20 protein-coding genes and 2 tRNA genes are annotated in these 21,663 nt (G+C 60.2%); 9 read left to right on the top strand and 13 right to left on the bottom strand.

What is annotated here, in order from left to right:
• Positions 1 to 78: 78 nt before the first annotated feature.
• Positions 79 to 2,511: a TonB-dependent siderophore receptor gene (locus FIV35_RS13745; protein ID WP_034137631.1), complete on the top strand. Its 2,433-nt coding sequence runs from the start codon at positions 79 to 81 to the stop codon at positions 2,509 to 2,511.
• 139 nt (positions 2,512 to 2,650) lie between these two features.
• On the opposite strand, the gene FIV35_RS13740 is transcribed toward FIV35_RS13745, so the two are convergent.
• Both FIV35_RS13740 and FIV35_RS13735 read right to left on the bottom strand, forming a co-directional pair.
• Positions 2,651 to 2,727 (bottom strand) — tRNA-Asp (locus FIV35_RS13740).
• 19 nt (positions 2,728 to 2,746) lie between these two features.
• Positions 2,747 to 2,822: transfer RNA gene (locus FIV35_RS13735), tRNA-Val, on the bottom strand.
• A gap of 159 nt (positions 2,823 to 2,981) precedes the next feature.
• Between FIV35_RS13735 and rdgC the strand changes: the two genes are divergently transcribed.
• From rdgC to sugE, 3 genes are all read left to right on the top strand, one after another.
• On the top strand, positions 2,982 to 3,902 hold the full coding sequence (rdgC, locus tag FIV35_RS13730; RefSeq protein WP_034096720.1) for a recombination-associated protein RdgC: 921 nt from the start codon (positions 2,982 to 2,984) through the stop codon (positions 3,900 to 3,902).
• A gap of 159 nt (positions 3,903 to 4,061) precedes the next feature.
• On the top strand, positions 4,062 to 5,027 hold the full coding sequence (locus FIV35_RS13725; protein WP_034137630.1) for a bile acid:sodium symporter family protein: 966 nt from the start codon (positions 4,062 to 4,064) through the stop codon (positions 5,025 to 5,027).
• Between the two features lie 105 nt (positions 5,028 to 5,132).
• Complete coding sequence (gene sugE / locus FIV35_RS13720) at positions 5,133 to 5,447, top strand: quaternary ammonium compound efflux SMR transporter SugE (RefSeq protein WP_034096718.1); 315 nt, start codon at positions 5,133 to 5,135, stop codon at positions 5,445 to 5,447.
• A gap of 60 nt (positions 5,448 to 5,507) precedes the next feature.
• On the opposite strand, the gene FIV35_RS13715 is transcribed toward sugE, so the two are convergent.
• The 4 genes from FIV35_RS13715 to FIV35_RS13700 all read right to left on the bottom strand — a co-directional run bounded on the left by FIV35_RS13715 (position 5,508) and on the right by FIV35_RS13700 (position 10,253).
• Positions 5,508 to 7,382, bottom strand: coding sequence for an MFS transporter (locus tag FIV35_RS13715; RefSeq protein WP_034137629.1), 1,875 nt, complete (start codon positions 7,380 to 7,382; stop codon positions 5,508 to 5,510).
• A gap of 68 nt (positions 7,383 to 7,450) precedes the next feature.
• On the bottom strand, positions 7,451 to 8,599 hold the full coding sequence (locus tag FIV35_RS13710) for a TDT family transporter (protein WP_034137628.1): 1,149 nt from the start codon (positions 8,597 to 8,599) through the stop codon (positions 7,451 to 7,453).
• A gap of 106 nt (positions 8,600 to 8,705) precedes the next feature.
• Entirely contained in the window at positions 8,706 to 9,017 is a 312-nt protein-coding gene (locus tag FIV35_RS13705; protein WP_034112745.1) for a cupin domain-containing protein, read from the bottom strand.
• A 42-nt stretch (positions 9,018 to 9,059) separates the two neighbouring features.
• A complete protein-coding gene (locus FIV35_RS13700; protein WP_034137627.1) occupies positions 9,060 to 10,253 on the bottom strand; it encodes an MFS transporter in 1,194 nt (397 codons plus the stop codon).
• Positions 10,254 to 10,344: 91 nt separating this feature from the next.
• On the opposite strand from FIV35_RS13700, the gene FIV35_RS13695 reads away from it, so the two are divergent.
• Positions 10,345 to 10,884, top strand: coding sequence for a TetR/AcrR family transcriptional regulator (locus FIV35_RS13695; protein ID WP_034137626.1), 540 nt, complete (start codon positions 10,345 to 10,347; stop codon positions 10,882 to 10,884).
• A 61-nt stretch (positions 10,885 to 10,945) separates the two neighbouring features.
• Here the strand turns inward: FIV35_RS13695 and FIV35_RS13690 are convergent, their stop codons facing one another.
• The 4 genes from FIV35_RS13690 to FIV35_RS13675 form a co-directional block, all read right to left on the bottom strand.
• Complete coding sequence (locus FIV35_RS13690) at positions 10,946 to 11,725, bottom strand: ABC transporter permease (protein WP_034096712.1); 780 nt, start codon at positions 11,723 to 11,725, stop codon at positions 10,946 to 10,948.
• Complete coding sequence (locus tag FIV35_RS13685; RefSeq protein ID WP_034137625.1) at positions 11,722 to 12,654, bottom strand: ABC transporter ATP-binding protein; 933 nt, start codon at positions 12,652 to 12,654, stop codon at positions 11,722 to 11,724. Before FIV35_RS13685 ends, FIV35_RS13690 begins: the two co-directional genes overlap by 4 nt.
• A gap of 134 nt (positions 12,655 to 12,788) precedes the next feature.
• Positions 12,789 to 13,406 (bottom strand): glutathione S-transferase family protein, encoded by a 618-nt coding sequence (locus FIV35_RS13680; protein WP_034137624.1) that lies wholly within the window; start codon positions 13,404 to 13,406, stop codon positions 12,789 to 12,791.
• A gap of 44 nt (positions 13,407 to 13,450) precedes the next feature.
• The gene (locus tag FIV35_RS13675; protein ID WP_034096709.1) at positions 13,451 to 14,110 is read right to left on the bottom strand and encodes a transglutaminase-like domain-containing protein; all 660 of its coding nucleotides are present in this window, start codon (positions 14,108 to 14,110) and stop codon (positions 13,451 to 13,453) included.
• A gap of 192 nt (positions 14,111 to 14,302) precedes the next feature.
• Between FIV35_RS13675 and FIV35_RS13670 the strand changes: the two genes are divergently transcribed.
• Positions 14,303 to 16,750 (top strand): acyl-CoA dehydrogenase, encoded by a 2,448-nt coding sequence (locus tag FIV35_RS13670; RefSeq protein ID WP_034137623.1) that lies wholly within the window; start codon positions 14,303 to 14,305, stop codon positions 16,748 to 16,750.
• A 74-nt stretch (positions 16,751 to 16,824) separates the two neighbouring features.
• The gene (locus FIV35_RS13665; protein ID WP_034096707.1) at positions 16,825 to 17,232 is read left to right on the top strand and encodes a PA2817 family protein; all 408 of its coding nucleotides are present in this window, start codon (positions 16,825 to 16,827) and stop codon (positions 17,230 to 17,232) included.
• Positions 17,233 to 17,258: 26 nt separating this feature from the next.
• Here FIV35_RS13665 and FIV35_RS13660 read toward each other — a convergent pair whose 3' ends face one another.
• Positions 17,259 to 18,191 carry a LysR family transcriptional regulator gene (locus FIV35_RS13660; RefSeq protein WP_034112741.1) on the bottom strand — a complete coding sequence of 311 codons (933 nt, stop codon included), beginning with the start codon at positions 18,189 to 18,191 and terminating at the stop codon, positions 17,259 to 17,261.
• A gap of 89 nt (positions 18,192 to 18,280) precedes the next feature.
• On the opposite strand from FIV35_RS13660, the gene FIV35_RS13655 reads away from it, so the two are divergent.
• Positions 18,281 to 18,907 (top strand): serine-tRNA(Ala) deacylase AlaX, encoded by a 627-nt coding sequence (locus FIV35_RS13655; protein ID WP_034137664.1) that lies wholly within the window; start codon positions 18,281 to 18,283, stop codon positions 18,905 to 18,907.
• 31 nt (positions 18,908 to 18,938) lie between these two features.
• On the opposite strand, the gene FIV35_RS13650 is transcribed toward FIV35_RS13655, so the two are convergent.
• Both FIV35_RS13650 and FIV35_RS13645 read right to left on the bottom strand, forming a co-directional pair.
• Positions 18,939 to 20,513: an alkaline phosphatase D family protein gene (locus FIV35_RS13650; protein WP_034137622.1), complete on the bottom strand. Its 1,575-nt coding sequence runs from the start codon at positions 20,511 to 20,513 to the stop codon at positions 18,939 to 18,941.
• The gene (locus FIV35_RS13645; protein ID WP_034096704.1) at positions 20,510 to 21,064 is read right to left on the bottom strand and encodes a GNAT family N-acetyltransferase; all 555 of its coding nucleotides are present in this window, start codon (positions 21,062 to 21,064) and stop codon (positions 20,510 to 20,512) included. The genes FIV35_RS13650 and FIV35_RS13645 overlap by 4 nt, the downstream gene beginning before the upstream one ends.
• Before the next feature lie 190 nt (positions 21,065 to 21,254).
• On the opposite strand from FIV35_RS13645, the gene FIV35_RS13640 reads away from it, so the two are divergent.
• Entirely contained in the window at positions 21,255 to 21,662 is a 408-nt protein-coding gene (locus FIV35_RS13640) for an ExbD/TolR family protein (protein ID WP_034096703.1), read from the top strand.
• Position 21,663 lies beyond the last annotated feature (1 nt).

Raw genomic sequence — 21,663 nt, 5'->3', positions numbered from 1 at the left:
TTATTCGCATTTGCTTCCGGTTTTTGTGAAGCTGCCCGTCAAGGAAGGTAATTCAGCACATAAAGGACTACCTTCACCATGCCTACCCCCTCCCCCGCGGGCAGACGTTTTCGACTCCTGAAAAGCGCGCCACTGTCGCTGGCGCTGATCACCACCATCACATTAAATATGAGTCTGGCCCATGCAGACGTCGCCAGCATCACCACTCGGACTTACGACATTCCAGCCGGGCCGCTAGGCAGCTCGCTCAATCGGTTTGCCCAGCAGGCGGGCGTCGCCATCGTGTTCCAGTCCCACGAACTGGAAGGCCTTCAAGGGCAAGGTCTGAAAGGCACCTACGGCATCCAGGACGGTTTCGACAGTTTGCTGCAAGGCAGCGGCTACCGTGCGGTAAAAAGCGATCAAGTCTATGCGCTGGAACCCGCGCCCGTCAGCGGCGGCGGCACCATGGAGCTGAGCCCGACCCAAGTCAGCGGTAACCAGCTCGGTAACGTCACCGAGGGCACCGGATCCTACACGCCCGGCACAATCGCGACCTCGACACGGCTGGTGCTGACGCCCAAGGAAACGCCGCAATCGGTCTCGGTAGTCACCCGCCAGCACATGGATGATTTCGGCCTGAACAACGTCGACGATGTGATGCGCCATACACCCGGCATCACTGTGTCAGCCTTCGACACCGAGCGTACCAACTACTATGCCCGGGGTTTTTCCATCAACAACTTCCAGTACGACGGCATTCCGTCCACGGCGCGCAATGTCGCTTACTCAGCGGGCAACACCCTGAGCGACATGGCGATCTACGATCGCGTCGAAGTGCTCAAGGGTGCCACCGGCCTACTCACTGGCGCAGGCTCGCTGGGGGCGACAATTAACCTGGTGCGTAAGAAACCTACCGCAGACTTTCAAGGACACGCCACCCTCGGCGCCGGCTCCTGGGACAACTACCGCAGCGAGCTGGATGTCAGCGGTCCGCTGACCGAAAGTGGCAACGTGCGCGGCAGAGCCGTGGCGGCGTACCAGGACAAGCATTCGTTCATGGACCACTACTCGCGCCAGAGTCCCACGTACTACGGCATCATGGAGTTCGATCTGTCACCCGACACCCTGCTGACCGTAGGCGGCGACTATCAGGACACGCTGCCAAAGGGTTCTTCATGGTCGGGCAGTTTTCCGCTGATCAACGCCAAAGGCGATCACAATAGCGTCAAGCGCTCGTTCAACAACGCCGCCGACTGGAGCAGTTGGGAGCAATACACGCGCACCGTATTTGCCGTGCTTGAGCACGATCTGGGTGATGGATGGGTGACCAAGCTGCAATTGGATCACAAGATCAACGGCTACCACGCGTTGATGGGTTCGATCCAAGGCGATCAGCCTCAACCGGATGGCACCGCGCAACTCACGTCGGGCAAGTACACCGGGGAAACTGTCAGCGATTCCGCCGATCTATACGTGAGCGGCCCGTTCAGCCTGGGAGGTCGAGAACATGAACTGGTGCTGGGCGGCTCCATCAGCGCCTCCGAATGGAAAGGTAAAGGCTACTGGAATCTCTCGCCGAATATCGTCGATTTCAATAACTGGCACGGGCACGCCGCCATACCGGATTGGGGTCAGGCACAATCGCTGACCGATGACACCGTGCGCCAGACAGGCGCTTATGTCACCACGCGCCTGAACCTTGCCGACGACCTCACGCTGCTGCTGGGCGGACGCGTGGTCAACTACCAGGTCACAGGCTACAACCCCAATTACCGTGAGTCTGGACGTTTCGTGCCTTACGTCGGTGCCGTGTACGACCTTAACGACACTTACTCGGTGTACGCCAGCTACACCGATATCTTCATGCCGCAGGAGAATTACAACCGCGACCGCGACAACAAGCTGCTTGAGCCCGACGAAGGCCAGAACTGGGAGCTGGGCCTGAAAGCCGACTTCCTCGACGGTCGCGTGAACGCCAGTGCAGCCTACTTTGAAATCCATGAATCCAATCGCGCGCTTTCGGATGACGAGTACAACAACCAAACGCCAATCCCAAACAACTACGCCTACAAAAGCAGCAAGGCCGTTACCAAAGGTTATGAGTTGGAGATGTCCGGCGAGATTGCTCCCGGCTGGCAACTTCAGGCCGGCTACACCCACAAGATAGTGCGCGACGACAAGAACGAAAAAATCTCCACCTTCGAGCCTGAAGATCAGGTCAAGCTGTACACCACCTACCAACTCAAGGGCCAATTGGACAAGTTGACCGTCGGCGGTGGCGTACGCTGGCAGAGCGTTGGCTGGCAGGACATCTACAACAACCCGCATAAGCAATACGAAGAGTTCTCCCAGGACGCTTATTGGCTGGTGGATGTGATGACCAAGTACCAGGTCACTAAGAATCTGTCGGCCACACTGAACGTCAACAACCTGTTCGACAAGCACTACTACACCAATATCGGCTTCTATAACTCCGCCGCTTACGGCGAGCCGCGCAATTTTATGGTGACCACGCGCTGGGATTTCTAGAGCCCCAATAAAAAACGCCGCTGATCAAACCTGATCGGCGGCGTTTTTCAGTTTATGCAAAGTCCAGACAGCAAAAAGCCCGCTCAATGAGCGGGCTTTCTGTGGTGACCTGGCGTTCAGTGTTCCAGGTTACCGAATATGGCGCAGCGGACGGGACTCGAACCCGCGACCCCCGGCGTGACAGGCCGGTATTCTAACCGACTGAACTACCGCTGCGCGTAACACTTGAAGCGAATGGTGGGTGATGACGGGATCGAACCGCCGACCCTCTGCTTGTAAGGCAGATGCTCTCCCAGCTGAGCTAATCACCCTTCGTTTCGGTGTGGCGCGCATTCTACGGAGCGCCCCTAAGTCTGGCAAGCACTTTCTTAAATCTTTTTTTTGATAGCTTCCAATGGCTTAGGCAGGGTTGGCCTGGCGCGATATGAAGAGAATAATGCCCCCCTTTGTATAAAGGAGAGACTCACCCCATGTGGTTCAAGAACCTGCTTATCTATCGCCTGACCCAAGATCTGCCTGTTGATGCCGAGGCGTTGGAAGCGGCCATGGCCACCAAGCTGGCGCGCCCATGTGCAAGCCAGGAGTTGACCACTTACGGTTTTGTCGCCCCGTTCGGCAAAGGTGAAGATGCGCCCCTGGTGCACGTCAGCGGTGACTTCCTGCTGATCGCCGCGCGCAAGGAAGAACGCATTCTGCCGGGCAGCGTGGTGCGCGATGCGCTCAAGGAGAAAGTCGAAGAGATCGAGGCCGAGCAGATGCGCAAGGTCTATAAGAAAGAACGCGACCAGATCAAGGATGAGATCATCCAGGCCTTCCTGCCCCGCGCATTTATTCGTCGCTCGTCGACCTTTGCCGCCATCGCGCCGAAACAGGGTCTGATCCTGGTGAACTCGGCCAGCCCCAAGCGCGCCGAAGATCTGCTCTCCACCCTGCGTGAAGTGATCGGCACCCTGCCGGTACGTCCGCTGACGGTGAAAACCGCACCGACCGCCATCATGACCGACTGGGTCACCACCCAGAGACCGGCCGATGACTTCTTCGTCCTCGACGAGTGCGAGCTGCGCGACACTCACGAAGACGGCGGCATCGTGCGTTGCAAGCGTCAGGACCTGACCAGCGAAGAAATCCAGCTGCATCTGACCACCGGCAAAGTCGTGACTCAGTTGGCCCTGGCCTGGCAAGACAAATTGTCCTTCATGCTCGACGACAAAATGACCGTCAAGCGCCTGAAGTTCGAAGACCTGCTGCAGGACCAGGCGGAACAGGACGGCGGCGACGAAGCCCTGGGCCAGTTGGATGCCAGCTTTACCCTGATGATGCTGACCTTCGGCGACTTCCTGCCGGCGCTGATCGAAGCGCTGGGCGGAGAAGAGACCCCGCAGGGCATCTAAGCCGTGTGAGGTTCGGGAGGCGTTAGGGGCGCGTGTTCTGGATTGCGCTGTGTCGGTCAACTTATTCATTGGCTGACACAGTGCGATCGCGGGCAAGCCTCCTCCCACATTTGACCGTATCAACCCCTCAAAAAAAGACCAACGAAAAAGGACATTCCCATGCGCGCCCTCGCCAGCCTGAGCCGCTTCGTCGGCAATACCTTCGCCTATTGGGTGTTGATTTTCGCCGTTGTGGCGTTCTTCGAACCGTCCTGGTTCATTGGCCTGAAAAGCGCCATCGTGCCGTTACTGGGGCTGGTGATGTTCGGTATGGGGCTGACCCTGAAGCTGGATGACTTCGCTGAAGTCGCCCGGCACCCATGGCGCGTGGCGCTGGGCGTGGTGGCGCACTTTGTGATCATGCCCGGCGTGGCCTGGTTGTTGTGCCAGGTGTTTCATCTGCCGCCGGAGATTGCCGTCGGTGTGATCCTGGTGGGCTGCTGCCCAAGCGGTACCTCGTCCAACGTCATGACCTGGCTGGCCCGTGGCGATCTGGCGTTGTCGGTGGCCATCGCCGGCGTCACCACCCTCCTCGCCCCGCTGCTGACGCCGGCGCTGATCTGGTTACTGGCGTCAGCCTGGTTGCCGGTGTCGTTCATGGAGCTGTTCTGGTCGATCCTGCAAGTGGTGCTGCTGCCGATCGTGCTCGGCGTGGTGGCGCAACGCGTGCTTGGTGAGCGCGTGCGCCATGCGGTGGAGGTACTGCCGCTGGTGTCGGTGATCAGCATCGTGACGATCGTCGCGGCGGTGGTTGCGGCGAGCCAGGCCAAGATTGCCGAGTCGGGCCTGTTGATCATGGCAGTGGTGATGCTGCATAACAGCTTCGGCTACTTGCTGGGTTACTTCACCGGTCGCCTGTTCAAACTGCCCTTGGCACAACGCAAATCCCTGGCGCTGGAGGTGGGCATGCAAAACTCCGGGCTGGGCGCCGCGCTGGCCAGCGCGCACTTCTCGCCATTGGCGGCGGTGCCGAGCGCGCTGTTCAGCGTCTGGCACAATATTTCCGGGGCATTGCTGTCGACTTACTTCCGCCGGATGAGCGAAGCGCAAGACCGTCTCCCACTGGAGAGCACCCCGCCAACTTGATCGCGTGATCGATGTTCGGCACTCTAACGCCCTTCGCGGGGACGACCCCGCGACGCTTCCAAGCGCCAATTCCGGGGACGACCCCATCCACAGAAGGGGTTACCCATGTCTTGGATCATTCTTTTTTTTGCCGGGTTGTTCGAAGTGGGCTGGGCCGTCGGCTTGAAGTACACCGATGGTTTCAGTAAGCCGCTGCCCACCGTCCTGACGCTTGCCGCCATGGCCGTGAGCCTTGGCCTGCTGGGGCTGGCCGTAAAAGAGCTGCCGCTGGGTACTGCCTATGCCGTATGGACGGGCGTGGGTGCCGTCGGGACGGTCATCGCCGGGATTATCCTGTTTGGCGAATCCATGGCGTTGTTCCGGCTGGCCAGCGTGGCATTGATCATCTTCGGGTTGATTGGTCTCAAGCTCAGCACCTAGGTCGCCAGCGCTTACCGTGGGCAAACCCGACCGCGGTAAGCGCTGATTAGCCGTACAAATCTAACGGACCGTGCCGCGCAGTCCCGCTACCACTTCCTGCAACTGCGCAGGTGTAGCCGCCTCCACCGCAACCGGCTCGCCGGCCACCAGCACCACCCGCGACCAGATGCGATGGAAGAAGCCTTTATTCGGATCGCGACTGAAGAAACTGCCCCATAACCCCTGCAACGCCATGGGAATCACCGGCACCGCCGTCTCTTCCAGAATGCGCGTCACACCACCGCGAAACTCATTCATATCACCATCGGCGGTCAGCTTGCCCTCCGGAAAGATACACACCAACTCCCCTTCTTTCAGGTACTCGGCAATCCGCTTGAAGGCTTGCTCATAGATCTGGATATCTTCGTTGCGCCCGGCAATCGGAATCGCCCCGGCGGTGCGGAAGATAAAGTTGAGCACCGGCAAACGGTAGATCTTGTAGTACATGACAAAACGAATCGGCCGACGCACCGCGCCACCGATCAGCAGCGCATCGACAAACGACACATGATTGCACACCAGTAACGCCGCGCCTTCGTCCGGGATGGCCTGCAGGTTGCGGTGCTCCACGCGGTACATGGAATGGCTGAGCAGCCAGATCATGAAGCGCATGGTGAACTCGGGGACGATTCGGAAGATGTAGGTATTGACCGCGATATTGAGCAGCGACACCACCAGGAACAGCTGCGGAATCGACAGCTTGGCCACGCTCAACAGCAGAATCGACACCAGCGCCGACACCACCATGAACAGCGCATTGAGGATGTTGTTGGCGGCGATCACCCGTGCGCGCTCATGTTCAACCGTGCGCGACTGGATCAACGCATACAGCGGCACGATATAGAAACCGCCGAACACACCCAGGCCGAGAATATCCGCCAGTACCCACCAGGCCTGCCCGTAGCTGAGCACCGCCAGCCAATCGTTGGCCTGGACGTTCTGCGGGAAGCCGCCGGAATGCCACCACAGCAACAGGCCGAACACCGTCAGGCCGAATGATCCGAACGGCACCAGACCAATTTCCACCTTACGGCCGGAGAGCTTTTCGCACAGCATCGAACCCAGGGCGATGCCCACCGAAAACACGGTAAGAATCAGCGTCACCACGGTTTCGTCGCCGTACAGCCACTCCTTGGCATAGGCCGGGATTTGCGTCAGGTAGATCGCGCCGACAAACCAGAACCACGAGTTGCCTACAATCGAGCGCGACACCGCCGGCGTTTGCCCCAGGCCCATGCGCAAGGTGGCCCACGATTGGCTGAAGATATTCCAGTTCAGGCGCAATTGCGGCGTGGAGGCCGCCGCGCGCGGGATGCTGCGGCTGGCCAGGTAACCCAGCACCGCCACGCCGACAATCGCCACCGACACCACCTTGGCGTAATGGGTGGACGACATCATGATCCCAGCGCCGATAGTGCCCGCCAGGATCGCCAGGAAGGTGCCCATTTCCACCAGGCCGTTACCGCCGACCAACTCGTCGTCGCGCAATGCCTGGGGCATGATCGAATACTTCACCGGGCCGAACAGCGCCGAGTGCGTGCCCATGGCGAACAGCGCCAGCAGCATCAATTCCAGGTGGTTGAACAAAAAACCGGTGGCGCCCACGGCCATGATCACGATCTCGGCGATCTTGATCACCCGAATCAGCGCGTCCTTATTGAATTTTTCGCCGAACTGCCCGGCCAGCGCCGAGAACAGGAAGAACGGCAGAATAAACAGCAGCGCGCACAGGTTGACCCAAATGGCGCGATCGCCGTCGATTGCGAGTTTGTAGAGGATCGCCAGGATCAGCGATTGCTTGAAGATGTTGTCGTTGAACGCACCCAACAACTGGGTGATGAAAAACGGCAAAAATCGCCGAGTGCGCAGCAAGGTGAATTGGGAAGGATGGCTCATCGTCGTCCGTGTTCCTGCGTGGCCTGAAGGCTTATCGATTATCAGGCCACGACTTTACCTAATCCTGGTTACTTATTCCCTAATCCTGCAATACACGGTGAAACAAAAAGCTCACCTTTATAGGCCCCCACCACGGTGCGCTTGGTCACGATCAACCACATCCATGCCAACGCCGCCACCAGCACGCTGCCCACTACATTGAAGAACGCCAAGTGCAACACGTTCGCCAGTTTCAGAGTGGTCAATGCGTACACCCCCAGAGGGAAGGTAAAGCCCCACCAGCCCAGGTTGAAGGGGATTTCGGCGCGCAGGTAACGCAGCGTGATCAACACGGCGATCAGCATCCACCACAAACCGAAGCCCCACAGCGTAATACCGGCCACCATGCCGAGGCCGTTGGCGATGTCACCGATGCCTGGCAAGCCGTTGGCGGCGAAGATCGCCGGTGCATCGCCCCCCAGCAGCAACATGCCGAGGGCGCCGGTGCCGATGGGACCTAAGGCCAGCCAGCTGGATGCGGCCATGTTGGCGTGGGGCAGTTTGTGCAAGGCCATGCGCAGCATCAGAATGGTCAGGATGCTGAATGCCACCGGCAGGGAAAACGCCCACAGCACGTAGCTGGTCACCAACATCACCAGTTGCGAATGGGCATCGGCCAGGTGCGGCGCCAACAGCCCACCACTGGCAGCAGCGACCTCGGCGGCGACCACGGGCAACAGCCACACGGCGGTCATCTGGTCGATGCTGTGCTCCTGGCGCGTGAACATCATGAACGGGATCAGCACGCCGCAGGCCAAGGCCATAGCCACATCCAGCCACCACAGCACCTCGGCCAACGGCACCACGGCACTGCCCCCGCGCGGCAGACCGAACAGCAGCAAGCCGTTGAGAATCGTGGCCAGGCCCATGGGGATGGTGCCGAAGAACATCGAAACCGTGGAGTGCCCGAAGATCCGTCGCGCTTCATGGAAGAACATCACCCAACGCGCGGCATACAGCCCACTGAACAGCATGAACAAGACGATGGTGAACAGCCACAGCGCTTCGGCCAAAACATGCAGGCCCGGCAGCGCCACCGGCAATTGGGCCAAGGCCAGCGCGAGCACGCCGGTGCCCATGGTCGCGGCGAACCAATTGGGTGTGAACTGGCGAATCACTTCCCGAGGCCGGGTCAGGTGACTGAAAGGTTTATATCTAAGCGTTGTGGAGCAGGTCATCGTGTCAGTCCTCTTCCTCTTATGAGGTTGATTTCATGATAGAACCTGTTCACATATCTATATAACGGGTAATTTCTCTAACTGTTATCTATTTAACCGATAAGCATCAGACACTGCCTTCACTTTCGATCACCAGGATGCGTGCCGGACCTTGGGGATGGGCGACATGCTCGGTACCGACGCTGGCATAAAAGATGTCCCCCACCGCCAACTCAGCTACCTGTTCAAAGCCGTTATCGCGGTAGTGCATCAGCACCCGACCGTCGAGCACGACAAATACTTCTTCGCCGTCGTTGATGTGCCAGCGGTATGGTTGATCGGTCCAGTGCAAACGGGTGGTAATGCCGTTCATAGTGGCGATATCCAGCGCCTCCCAGGCACGGCTGCCGGTGAAGTCTTTGCTGCGGATAATCTTCATCGTCGAACCCTTCGGCTGTTGAAGTCGCGGATTATGACCGGATCACCGACTGGATGTCGCGCGGCTCCTGGTGCAGTCCTGGAGCAGCAACACCATCAAGGCACTGAGGGCCAACACGATCAACGAGGCGCCATAGCCGTCGGTGGTGGCGATCAGGCCGAACGTGCGCGTCAGGGTGCCCGCCAACAACGAGGGTATGCAGAACGCCAAGTAGCTCAGGACGTAAAACGCCGACATCAAGCCTGCGCGCTCGTGGGGCTGAGCCAATGGCACGACGCTGCGCACAGCGCCCAGAAACCCGGCGCCGAACCCGCTGCCGGCGATCAGGGTGGCGACGAAGAACAGCGGCAGGCTGGCTGTGTGTACGGCGCCGAGGATCAGCGCCACGCCCAGCGCCAACAGCATGGCGCCCAGACGCAGGACTTTGTCAGCCGCACGGTGGCGCAGGCCGTAAATCATCAGCGCTCCGCTGACGGTCAGCACCGCCACCAATCCACCGCCGATCAGGTTCGATGTCGACCCGGTCGCCGCCCGCACCAGAGAAGGCGCCAGGGATAAATAGAAACCGCCCATGGCCCAAACCGCGATATCCACCGGCAATGCAATCCACAATGCGCGGCGCGCCTGGGCAGGCACATGCAACGTAGGCCACAACGACGCCAACGCCCCGGCGATGGGACTGACGGTTTCCGGCAGGCGCAACACAAGCAAGGCTTGTAGCAGCATCGCGCCGAACAGCACCCAGTAAATCAACTGGGTCGGAAATGGCGCGAACTCCACCAGCAGGCTGCAGCCCATCGCTCCGCAGGCCATGCCCAGCAACGGCGCAAGGCTGTTGATCAGTGGGCCCTGTTCGTGATCGGTATCCAGCAGCGCTGCGCCCAGCACTGCGGTGGCCATACCAGTGGCGAAGCCCTGTAATGTGCGCGCGACGATCAGCCAGGCCACACTGCTTTCATTGATAAACAGCAGCATCGCCAGCATTTCAAGGATCAGTGCGGCGAAGATCACCGGCTTGCGCCCCAGGTAATCCGACAGCGAGCCCACGGTCAGCAGCGCCGCTAACAAGCTCAGGGCGTACACACCAAAGATCAGCGTGAGCATGCCTGCGGAAAAGTCCAAGTGCTGCTGATACAGGTGATACAACGGCGTCGGCGCGCTGGAGGCGGCGAGAAACGTCAGCAAGGTGATCGCCAGGAACACCAGGCTGGGGCGATGGGAAGTGAGACTGGACATGGGCACGCTCCGCTAAAGCTAATATTTTGCTTTTGCGCAGTGTGCGACTCGCCGACGCTTAAAGCAAATTCTTTGTGTTAAGGTCGCGTCCATGGTGATTAAAGAAGGCCTTCGCCCGGGAGGCCGCAGTGCCCGGGTACAAGCATCGGTACATTGTGCCGTGCGTGAACTATTGGAAGCCCACGAGCGATCCAGCGTGACTGTGCCGATGATTGCCGCGCGCGCCGGGGTGACGCCGTCGACCATCTACCGACGCTGGGGGGACCTCTCCGCCCTGCTCGCCGATGTGGCCGTGGCACGCATGCGCCCGGACAGCGAGCCGGCCGATACCGGCAGCCTGCGCGGCGACCTGCGAGCTTGGGCCGAGCAGTACCTGGATGAGATGAGTTCGGAACCGGGGCGCATGATGATGCGCGACGTGCAATGCAGCCCAACGCCAGGCTACTGCGTTAGCATTCTGAGCGGGCAGTTGCAGACAATTGTCGATCGCTACCCCGGCGAAACAGCGCCAAGCGTGGACCGCTTGATCAACCTGCTGGCGGCGCCGACAGTGTTTCGTATTCTGTTCTCGAGCGCGCCGTTGGCAGTTGAAGAACTGCACGAGCTGATCGAGCTGGCACTGAAGACCTGATGCAAAACCATAGGTGGGAGAGCGCTTGGCCCTCCCACATTTTCACTGCGTTCGGAGCAGCTTAGGTGCGCATCCCGCGCCCACTGACCAGCAACCGTGCACACCCGATGTAAAGCACCACAGTGGCCACGATCATAAAAGTGATCGCCACGCTGATCTTGATATCCGATACGCCGAGGATGCCGTAACGGAAGGCATTGACCATGTGCAGGACAGGGTTGGCCAACGATACGGTCTGCCAGAACGGCGGCAGCAGGCTGATGGAGTAGAACACCCCGCCCAGGTACGTCAGCGGTGTCAGCACGAAAGTCGGGATGATCGAGATGTCATCGAAATTGCGCGCAAACACCGCGTTGATAAAGCCCAGCAGCGAGAAAATCGTCGCCGTTAGCACCACCACCAGAATCGTCACCCCCAGGTGATGCACCTGCAGATGGGTAAAGAACAGCGACAACAGCGTCACGATCACGCCCACCATCAAACCGCGCAACACACCGCCCAGGGTGTAACCGATAAGGATGGTGTGGGGCGACACCGGCGACACCATCAGTTCCTCGATGGAGCGCTGAAACTTGCTGCCAAAGAAGCTGGAGACCACGTTGCCGTAAGAGTTGGTGATCACCGACATCATGATCAGGCCCGGCACGATGTACTCCATGTAGGTGAAGCCACCCATGTCGCCGATCTGCCGACCGATCAGGTTCCCGAAGATTACAAAGTACAAGACCATGGTGATTGCAGGCGGCAGCAACGTCTGCGGCCAGATCCGGGTAAAGCGCTTCACTTCGCGATAGACGATGGTCTGCAGGGCGACGAGGTTGGGTTGCAGTTCGGAACTCATACCGCCACCTTCGCCAGATTTTTCTCCACCAGGGACACGAACAACTCCTCAAGGCGATTGGTTTTATTACGCAGGCTCAGCACTTCGATGTTCTGGGTCGCCAATTGAGTGAACAGCGCGGTGATGCCCATGGCTTTGTCCACCTGGACTTCCAGGGTATGGCTATCCACCAGGCGGCAGGGGTAGCCGAGCAGTTGCGGTGCGACGGTCAGATTGTTCTTCAAGTCCAGCAGGAACGTTTCCACATGCAACTGGCTCAGCAGGTTACGCATGCTGGTGTTCTCGACGATGGTGCCGTGGTCGATGATGCCGATATTGCGGCAAAGCTGCTCAGCCTCTTCCAGGTAGTGGGTGGTGAGGATGATGGTGATGCCCTTCTCGTTCAGCTCGGTGAGAAAGGTCCACATCGAACGCCGCAGCTCAATGTCCACGCCGGCGGTGGGCTCATCGAGGATCAGCAGGCGCGGCTCATGCACCAAGGCGCGGGCGATCATCAAACGCCGCTTCATGCCGCCGGACAGCGAACGCGAAGGCACGTCGCGCTTGTCCCACAGGCCCAATTGGGTGAGGTACTGCTCGGCGCGCTCCTTGGCGATTTTCGCCGGGATGCCGTAGTAGCCCGCCTGGGTCACGACGATGTCGAAAGTCTTTTCGAACTGGTTGAAGTTGAATTCCTGGGGCACCACACCGATGCAACGCTTGAGCGCCGCCGGGGACTGGTCCAGGTCGTTACCGAAAATATTCACCGTGCCGCTGGTTTTGTTGACCAGGGTCGACAAGATGCCGATGGTGGTGGATTTGCCGGCACCGTTGGGGCCGAGCAAGGCGAAGAAGTCACCCTCAGCAACGTCCAGATCGATACCACTCAGGGCCTGGAAACCGTTGCCGTAGGTTTTGGTTAGCTGCCGGATGGACAGAGCGGAACTCATATCGGATTACGCACCAGAGAAGGGAATAGAAAGAGTAGATGAGGGCGCACCGCCCTTAGTTCAACGACAGCGCAGGACAGGCATGGTGCTTGGCCGCGCCGCACAAGTACAGTCACCCGTATTAATAGTAGGTATTAAGTCAACGCGGTCATGACGGCTTTTCGGTAGGCCGGGCGTTGCTGCAAACGCTGGTACCACGCCTCCAGATGCGGCATGGCCGGCCGTTCGATGGGCATTTCAAACCACGCGTAGATAAAGCTGCCCAGGGGAATATCGCCCATGCCGATGGCGTCGCCGGACAGGTAGGGATGTTCGGCCAGCGCCTTGTCCACCATACCGAGCGCGTCAATGCAGGCGTTGCGCCCGGCATTGATGGCATCCCAGTTCCGTTGCTCCGCTGGGGTGCGCACGATGCCCCAGAACACTGCTTTGAATGGCTCGGCGAGGGTCGAGGTGGTCCAGTCCATCCACTTTTCCGCGTTGGCGCGGGCCTTGAGGTCGGTCGGATACCAGCTCGCCCCGTGCTTGGCGCACAGGTAGCGCACGATGGTATTGGATTCCCACAACACGAAGTCGCCGTCTTCAATCATCGGCACCCGACCATTGGGGTTCAAGGCACGGTACTGCGGCGTGTCGACCACCCCAAAAGCGCCGCCCGCATCGATGGCCTCATAGTCCAGGCCGAGCTCCTCGGCGCACCACAGTGCCTTCCTGACATTCGATGAATTTTTACGACCCCAGATTTTCAGCATGACCGCGCCTTAGTGGGTGGGTGGACGCAGCAGCATACGCCGGTTCACGAGCGGCTTAAATCCGTCTGCAAGTCGCCGAGCAAGGGAGGCAGCCCATCGTCAAACAGGTGCGGGTAACATTTCTGCAGGTGGGAAAAGAAAAAAGCCTCCGGCACATCGGTAAATTGCCCATGGTCCACCACGTATTCCATCGAGCGCTGGCCTTGGCGATTGAAGGGGTGGAAAACGCTATCGTTGATACCGTCGAACGCCAAGGGCGGCACATCGAAAAGTTCACACAGCTGGGCATTGAACGCCGGCGTGGCCTTGACCCAGCGACCGTGCAGATACAGTTCGGTGTACCCATGCATGGCGAACACATCACTCTTGAGCAATGCGATCAGGCGTGGGGTCGACAGGTGGTTGCGCACGTCCGCCAGGCCGATGCGCGCGGGGATGCCGCAATGCCGGGCGCAGGCGGCGAGCAAAGTGGCCTTGGGCACGCAGTAACTCTCACGGCTGGCCAGGGCGAAACTGGCACTGAGGGTGCGCGGATCGCGACTGAAGGTGTAGGGGTTATAGCGAATCGCCTCACGCACGGCATAGTAAAGACTGACCGCCTGGTCACTTAAATCCGCGCTGGTTCCGCGATGTTTTACCGCGAACTCCACCACCGCAGGGTGGTCACTATCGATGAAGCGGCTGGGACTCAAGTACGCATTCATGATGTTTCATCTCCGAGGCAAGCCTGGAGTTTAACCACAGGCTCACCCCACGGATAACGACGATTCGGCCAAATGTCGGCGCCCGCTGCAGGTGGCTGTCAGCACAACTGGTTACACCCTGACCACCGCGTTTTCTCGGATGCCGACTAAGCTCCTTGGTGGTTTCGCCCTTGGTTTCACGGAGGATTGAATATGCTGTTGTTGTGGATACTGGTTCTGGTGGTCGGCATTGCCTACCTGGCACACCGCCGCACCGCGCCCCTGCCCGCCCTGGGAGTGGTCGCCGTTTACCTGTTGGCGATGGGCGCCTGGAGCCACGCACCGGGCTGGTTGTTGGTGATCCTTTGGGTGCTGCTGGCCGTCGTCGCGGCGCCGCTGCTGCTGCCGGACCTGCGTCGCCAATATTTCACCAAGCCGCTGTTCAGCTGGTTCCAGAAAGTCCTGCCGCCGATGTCCGAAACCGAGCGCGACGCCATTGACGCCGGTACGGTGTGGTGGGACGGCGAACTGTTCAGCGGGCGTCCCGACTGGGACAAATTGCTCGCCTACCCCAAGGTGCAGTTGACTGAAGAAGAACAAGCCTTCATCGACGGCCCCACCGAAGAACTCTGTGCGATGGTCAGCGACTGGGAAATCGGCCAGGCCATGGACCTGCCTCCAGCCGCCTGGGCGCACATCAAGACCCACGGTTTCTTCGCCCTGATCATTCCCAAGGAATACGGTGGCAAGGGCTTTTCGGCCTACGCCCACTCACAGGTTGCGATGAAGCTCGCAACCCGCAGCGGTGACCTGGCTTCCACCGTAATGGTGCCCAACTCCCTCGGCCCGGCCGAATTGCTGCTGCATTACGGCACCGACGAACAACGCAACCACTACCTGCCGCGCCTGGCGCGTGGCGACGATATCCCCTGCTTCGCCCTGACCGGTCCGCTGGCCGGTTCCGACGCCGGCGCCATGCCCGATACCGGCGTGATCTGCAAAGGTGAATGGCAAGGCCAGGAAACCATCGGTCTGCGTTTGAACTGGGAAAAACGCTACATCACCCTTGGCCCGGTCGCGACCCTGCTGGGGCTGGCGTTCAAGGCCTACGACCCCGACCACCTGTTGGGCGAGGAAGAAGACCTGGGCATCAGCCTGGCCTTGATTCCCACCGACACCCCCGGTGTTGAAATCGGCCGTCGCCATCTGCCTTTGGGCGCGGCCTTTATGAATGGCCCCAACTCCGGCAAGGACGTCTTTATCCCCCTGAGCTACCTGATCGGCGGCCAGGAAATGCTCGGCAAGGGCTGGATGATGCTGATGAACTGCCTGTCGGTAGGCCGTTCGATTTCCCTGCCGGCGGTGGGCACCGGCGCCGCGAAGTTCACCAGCCTGGTGACCGGCCAGTACGCCCAGGTACGTGAACAGTTCAACGTGCCGCTATCGGCCTTCGAAGGCATCCAGGAAGCCCTGGCCCGTATCGGCGGTAACGCCTGGCTGATGGACAGCGCGCGGATGCTCACCGCCAATGCCGTCGACCAGGGCGAAAAACCTTCGGTGCTGTCGGCGATTCTCAAGTACCACCTCACCGAGCGGGGCCGCGAATGCATCGGCCACGCCATGGACGTGCATGGCGGCAAGGGCATCATCATGGGCCCGAACAATTACCTGGGCCGCAGTTGGCAAGGCGCGCCGATCTTCATCACCGTGGAAGGCGCGAACATCCTGTCGCGCAACCTGATGATCTTTGGCCAGGGTGCAATCCGTTGCCATCCCTTCGTGCTCAAGGAAATGGCGCTGGCCGGGCGTGAAGATAAGGACCAGGCACTCAAGGAATTCGACAGCCTGCTGATGCAGCACATCGGCTTCGCTGTCAGTAACGCTGCCAGCACGCTGGTGCTGAACCTGGGCATCGGCCACTTTGAGAAAGCACCGGGCAACCGCCTGAGCCAGGGCTACTTCCGTGCATTGAACCGCCAGGCAGCGGCGTTTGCGCTGCTCGCCGACCTGAGCATGATGTTGCTGGGCGGCGAATTGAAACGTCGCGAACGCCTCTCGGCGCGTCTGGGGGATGTACTGAGCCACATGTACCTGGCATCGGCGGCACTCAAGCGCTACCACGACCTGGATTCGCCGGATCACTTGGAACCCTTGTTCGTCTGGGCCATGGAGGAAAGCCTCGGTGAGTCGGAGCGTGCATTGGATGAACTGCTGAGCAACTTCCCGAACAAGGTGCTTGGCTGCCTGATGCGGGTAATCGTATTCCCGTTTGGGCGTCGCCATACTGGCCCGTCGGATGCGCTGGATGCCGAAGTGGCCGCAGTGATCGGTCGTGCGAAAGGCGACCCGACCCTGGAAGAATTGCTGGCCGGCTGCTATCGCCCGCAATCGGCGGAAGATCCGGTGGGCGCGCTGCAACATGCCTACGATCTGCTGAACGCCAGCCACCCGCTGCAAAAGAAACTGCATACCGCGCTCAAAAGCGGCCAGCTCAAACCGGCTGCCGGCGAGCACGCCATCGACGCGGCACTCAACGCCGGCGTGTTGCAGGCGGCTGAAGCGCAGACACTGCGCGACGCCGAAGCGGCACGCCGCAAGGTGATCGACGTGGATGATTTCAGCAAGGAAGAACTGGCCCAGGCTGAGGGCAAAGTCCGCTGATACGAGCGGTCATATAATTACGGGCGCGTGAGCTATATACTCTCGCGCCCGTTTTTGCTTTGAGGACTTATCTCGTGTCCAACGTCGTTGCCGATCATCTCGTCTTGCTCGACCACCTGCGCAGCATCCTGGTAGCCGTCGGCGAAGCCGAACAGGTGCCCGAGGAAAGTCACGCCCTGTTCCTGGAGCGCTTCGACGAACTGCGCGCCCTGTTGCCCATCGACCCAATCGAAAGCCAGTACCTGGGCCAAGACCTGATGAGTCAGGTCATCCTGCGGTACCCGCAAATTGCCCACCTCGTACCGCGCGACCTGCTGTGGTTCTTTGGCGGCGACTGCCTGCACTTCATGCCCGATGAAGAACTGGACCTGTACCAGGCCCTGGAAGAACGTCGCTACGAAGCCGAACAGAACGACGAACCGTTCGACTGGAACCAAGAAAAGCAGCTGCTAGCCATGCCGGACGACCAGAGCAAACACTGATCTGCCAGGAGCGAGCCTGCTCGCTCCTAACGTTTTCTCAGCGTCGGCTCCTTGGCCATGCACGCCACCAGGTAATCGATAAATACCCGTAGCTTCGGCGGCAAATAGCGTGTCGGCGAATGCAGCAGCCACGCCTCGCCGTGGTACGACGCAATAAAATCCCACGCCGGCAACACCTGCACCAAGCGCCCCTCCTCCAAGGCATGGCGCGCCGTGAAATACGGCAGGCTGCCAATACCCACATGCTGCAACACCGCATCCAGACGCACGCCGGTATGGTTCGCGGCATAACGCCCGCGTACCGCGACGGTCACGGCCTTGGTGCCCTGACGAAACTTCCAGCGTGAATCCGCCGGTGTCTCGCCAAGATAAATGCAGCTGTGCGCCGCCAGATCATGGGGATGGCCCGGCGTACCGTGCTCGGCCAGGTACTGCGGTGTCGCACAGAGCAAATGTTCGATCGGCAACAACTGCCGGCCCACCAGCCCCGGCGGCGGGCTGTCGGTGATGCGGATACTCAGGTCGACGTTGTCGTCGATCAGGTCCACATGGCGATCCTCAAGGATCAGCTGCACATCCACCTGGGGATAGCGTCGCAGGAATTCCGGCATGTGCGGATGTACGACAAACCGCCCCACCGCCTTGGGCACGCTGACCCGCACCAGCCCCTCGGCTTCATGGGTGAACTGGCCACTGATCTCCATCACCGAACGCGCCGCGTTGACCATTTCCTGGCAGCGCTTGAACACCTCTTCACCGCCCTCGCTAAGGCGCAGTTTGCGCGTGGTGCGTTGCAGCAAGCGGGTCGCCAGCGCCCGCTCAAGACGCGAAATACTGCGACTCACCGCCGAAGGCGAAACGCTCAGTTGGCGCGCCGCTTCGGAAAAGCTGCCGGCCTCTACCACTTTGACGAACATCGCCATTTCCCCCAACAGGGGCAACGGAAGATTAATGCTCATGACGCACAGGTCCATTGATAATTGAACGGATTATCACCCATTCGAGCAGTATTTATACTGCCCGTAGAACCCTGATGCGGATGCAGATGATGACCGAACGCCTGTTTTTTACCCACGACCACCTGACCGCCGAGCTTGAAGTGCTGAGTTGCACGCCCCACGACGATCACTTCGCGGTAATCCTGCAATCGACCCTCTTCCACCCTCAAGGCGGCGGGCAGCCGTTCGACACCGGCTGGCTGGGCGAAAGCCAGGTGCTGCGTGTCACCCAGGAGGCCGACCGCGTGGTGCATTATGTCGACCGCCCTGTAGAACCCGGTCCGATCACCGCAAGGGTCGATGAACAGCGCCGCGCCCTGCACACGCGCCTGCATTCGGCCGGTCACTTGATCGGCAACGTCGGCGAAACCCTCGGCTGGATGCCGATCAAAGCCCACCACTGGCCGGGCGAAGCCAAAGTGACGTTTATCCGAGGCGAAGCGGCGCAAGCCATGCAGGCCGAGGCGATTCAACAGCAGCTCAACGAATGGATCGCCACCGACTATCCCCGTCATATGGCCGTGGACAACGGCACTCGCGAAGTCGGCTTCGGCGAACTGCCCGCCTACGCCTGCGGCGGCACGCATGTGCAGACATTAAGCGAATTGGGCCAAGTTACCATCCAGGCCCTGTCCGAGAAAAAGGGCGCGCTGTCGGTGCGCTATACCCTGGATTGAAGCGTGTGTTGAGCGTTCACCCATTACGCCCTCAAATCGCGACCGCCCCTGCTCTCCCCGGCTCCACCGCGAACGATTTGAGGGTCGACACCGTCGCCGCAGGGTCCTGCGGGTCACTGATGACACGCAGGTGCGTAAGCATCTGCCGCTCCTGCATCTCCACCGAAACGTAGCCGCGCTGGCGGCTGTCGAAAAACTTCACATGGGGGTTCATGGGCAGGATTTTGCTGAACGCCTCGAACGGCGGCCCATCGGAAGTCACCGAGGTGCCGACGAATTCGGTGGCGATCACCGGCGAATCCGGGTCATTGCCATCGACGTGTAGGTCGTTGGCCCAAAACGAGTGGATATCACCGCCCCAGAACACCGGGTTGTTCACCCGGTTGCGCTGAATAGACGCCAGCATCCTTGAACGATTGGCCATGTAGCCATCCCAACCGTCGGTCCAGCGCCCCGGCTTGTGGTTGGTCAGGTCCCGTTGCACCAGCGGCGCCACCAATAAGTCTTGAGCGATCACATTCCACTGCGCCCTGGAGTGGGCAAAGCCCTGATCCAGCCAAGCCTCTTGCTGCCAACCCAGCATCGTGCGACCAGGATCGCGCAACTCGCTGCACGGGTTAGTCACCACATGCCCCTGATGACTGCCATTGGCCAACACGCAGGGTTGCTCGGAGCGGTATTGCCGACCATCGAGTACATGAAAACGGGCGAGTCGTCCGTAGTCCAGGCGCCGGTAAATGCGCATATCGGCGCCTTTGGGCTGGCTGCTGGCGCGCAGCGGCATATGTTCGTAATACGCCTGATAAGCCGCCGCCCTCTGCTGGAGAAATGGCGCCATCGGGGTTCTCGGGTCCTGGGACCAACGGTTGGCGTAGTCGTTCTGCACTTCGTGGTCGTCCCAGGTCGCCACGCTGGGGGCGGCAGCGTGCAGGGCCTGCAAATCCGGATCGGTTTTATACAGTGCATAGCGGTTGCGGTAATCGCTGAGGCTCACCGCGTTGCCACTGCCATGGGCGCGAAATACCTTGCCTGACTCCGGCGCGTAGGAACTGTCGTAGATATAGTCGCCCAGGAAAAACACCAGGTCCGGCTGCTCGGCGGCCAAGTGGCGATACGCACTGAAATAGCCACGCTCCCAATGGGAGCACGAGACAAATCCCACACGCGCCGATGTCATTGCCTGCAACGGTGGCGCCGTACGTGATTGCCCCACCGGGCTCTGGGCGCCCAGCCCTTCAAACTGATACCAATACGGCCGCCCCGCCTGCAGCCCTGCCACCTCCACATGCACCGAATGCGCCCAGCGCTCGCTGGCCATGACCTCCCCCTGGCGCACGATGCGCGTCATCGCCGCATCGCTGGCCACCCGCCAACGCACCGGCACCGCGCGGCTCAAGCCACCGCGTCCGTCTACGGCATTGAACCGCGGCGCCAGCCGCGTCCAGATCACAAAGCCATCCGGCAGCGGATCCCCCGAGGCCACCCCGAGGGTGAACGGATAGTCCACCCCGGCACTGCGGGCGAATGGACTGAGGATCGAAAACGTGGTGGCCACCGCCAGCCCGGCCAGCACCCGACGTCGCCCCTGATCGACCGGGCCGTTCATACGCGGTGCTCCCACTCAGAACGCAGGGCGGCGAACACCAGCATGTCCTCATGCACACCGTTCTTAAGAAACGCCCCGCGCAGACACCCCTCGTAGTGCAGACCGATTTTTTCCATGACCCGCGCCGATTCTTTATTACGGCTGAAGCACTGACTGCCCACGCGGTGCAGCCCCAACGCCTCAAACCCATAGGCCATCAAGGCAGTGGCGGCCTCAGCCGCAAACCCTTGGTTGCGCTCAGACGCCGCCACCCAGCCGCCCAAGTGCCCATACCCGTGTGCCGCGTTGATGCGCAGACTGACGACGCCGATCAATTCATCATCGTCGCGCCGGTGCATACCCAGGCTCAGCAACCCCGTGGCGCGAAACTTTTCCTGCATCCCCTCGATAAAATCCTGCGCGGTTTGCAGCGTGTAGGGCGACGGAATGCTGGCCGTGTTATCGGCGATCTTCGGCCCGTTGGCCAGGGCGCATAACCGCTCGGCCTGGTGCGGTTCCAGTGCGTGCAGCAGCAGGCGCGGGGTCGACAGATACGGCAATTGGCAACTCATTCCTAAGGGCCCTCAATGTAAATTTTTTGAGAATGCGCGCCTTGGATTTCAATTCTGTTACGCCGGAAAAATGACCCTAGAGTCTTCTGTAAGACCCGTCCTAGAGCCCTCAAAACGTCAACTAAAGTTAACCAATCGGTCATTTTTGCTTGTTAGCGTGTCGCCCCTAATTCAATAACGGGGTAAGGGAATGAGAACCTGGGACGAACCGAAAAAACGCAAGGCGCACATCGAATTGATCCCGATGATCGACGTGATGATGTTCCTTCTGGTGTTTTTCGTACTCGTGAGCCTGAACGTGATTCCGGCCCTCGGCATGAAGACGCAACTGCCCAGCGCCAGCAGCTCGCAGCAGCTCAAGCCGCAGAACAAATTCATCCTGACCCTGGGCGTGGAAGGCCAGTTGCAACTCGACGGCAAGGACCTCACCGTCGACGCCCTGGTACCGGCGCTCAAAGCCGCAGAGAAGCCCGATACCAAGTCGACGATCATCGTCAACAGCGATAAGGGCGTGGAGGTTTCGCGCCTGGTGGAAGTGATGGACACCCTGCGCCTGGGTGGCTTCACCTCCGTGTCCATTGCCACGCGTAAGTCCTGAC

The organism is Pseudomonas rhodesiae (genome assembly GCF_007858255.1).
In the GTDB taxonomy this organism is placed as follows: Bacteria; Pseudomonadota; Gammaproteobacteria; order Pseudomonadales; family Pseudomonadaceae; genus Aquipseudomonas; species Aquipseudomonas rhodesiae.
This window is presented reverse-complemented; position numbering and strand designations above follow the sequence as displayed.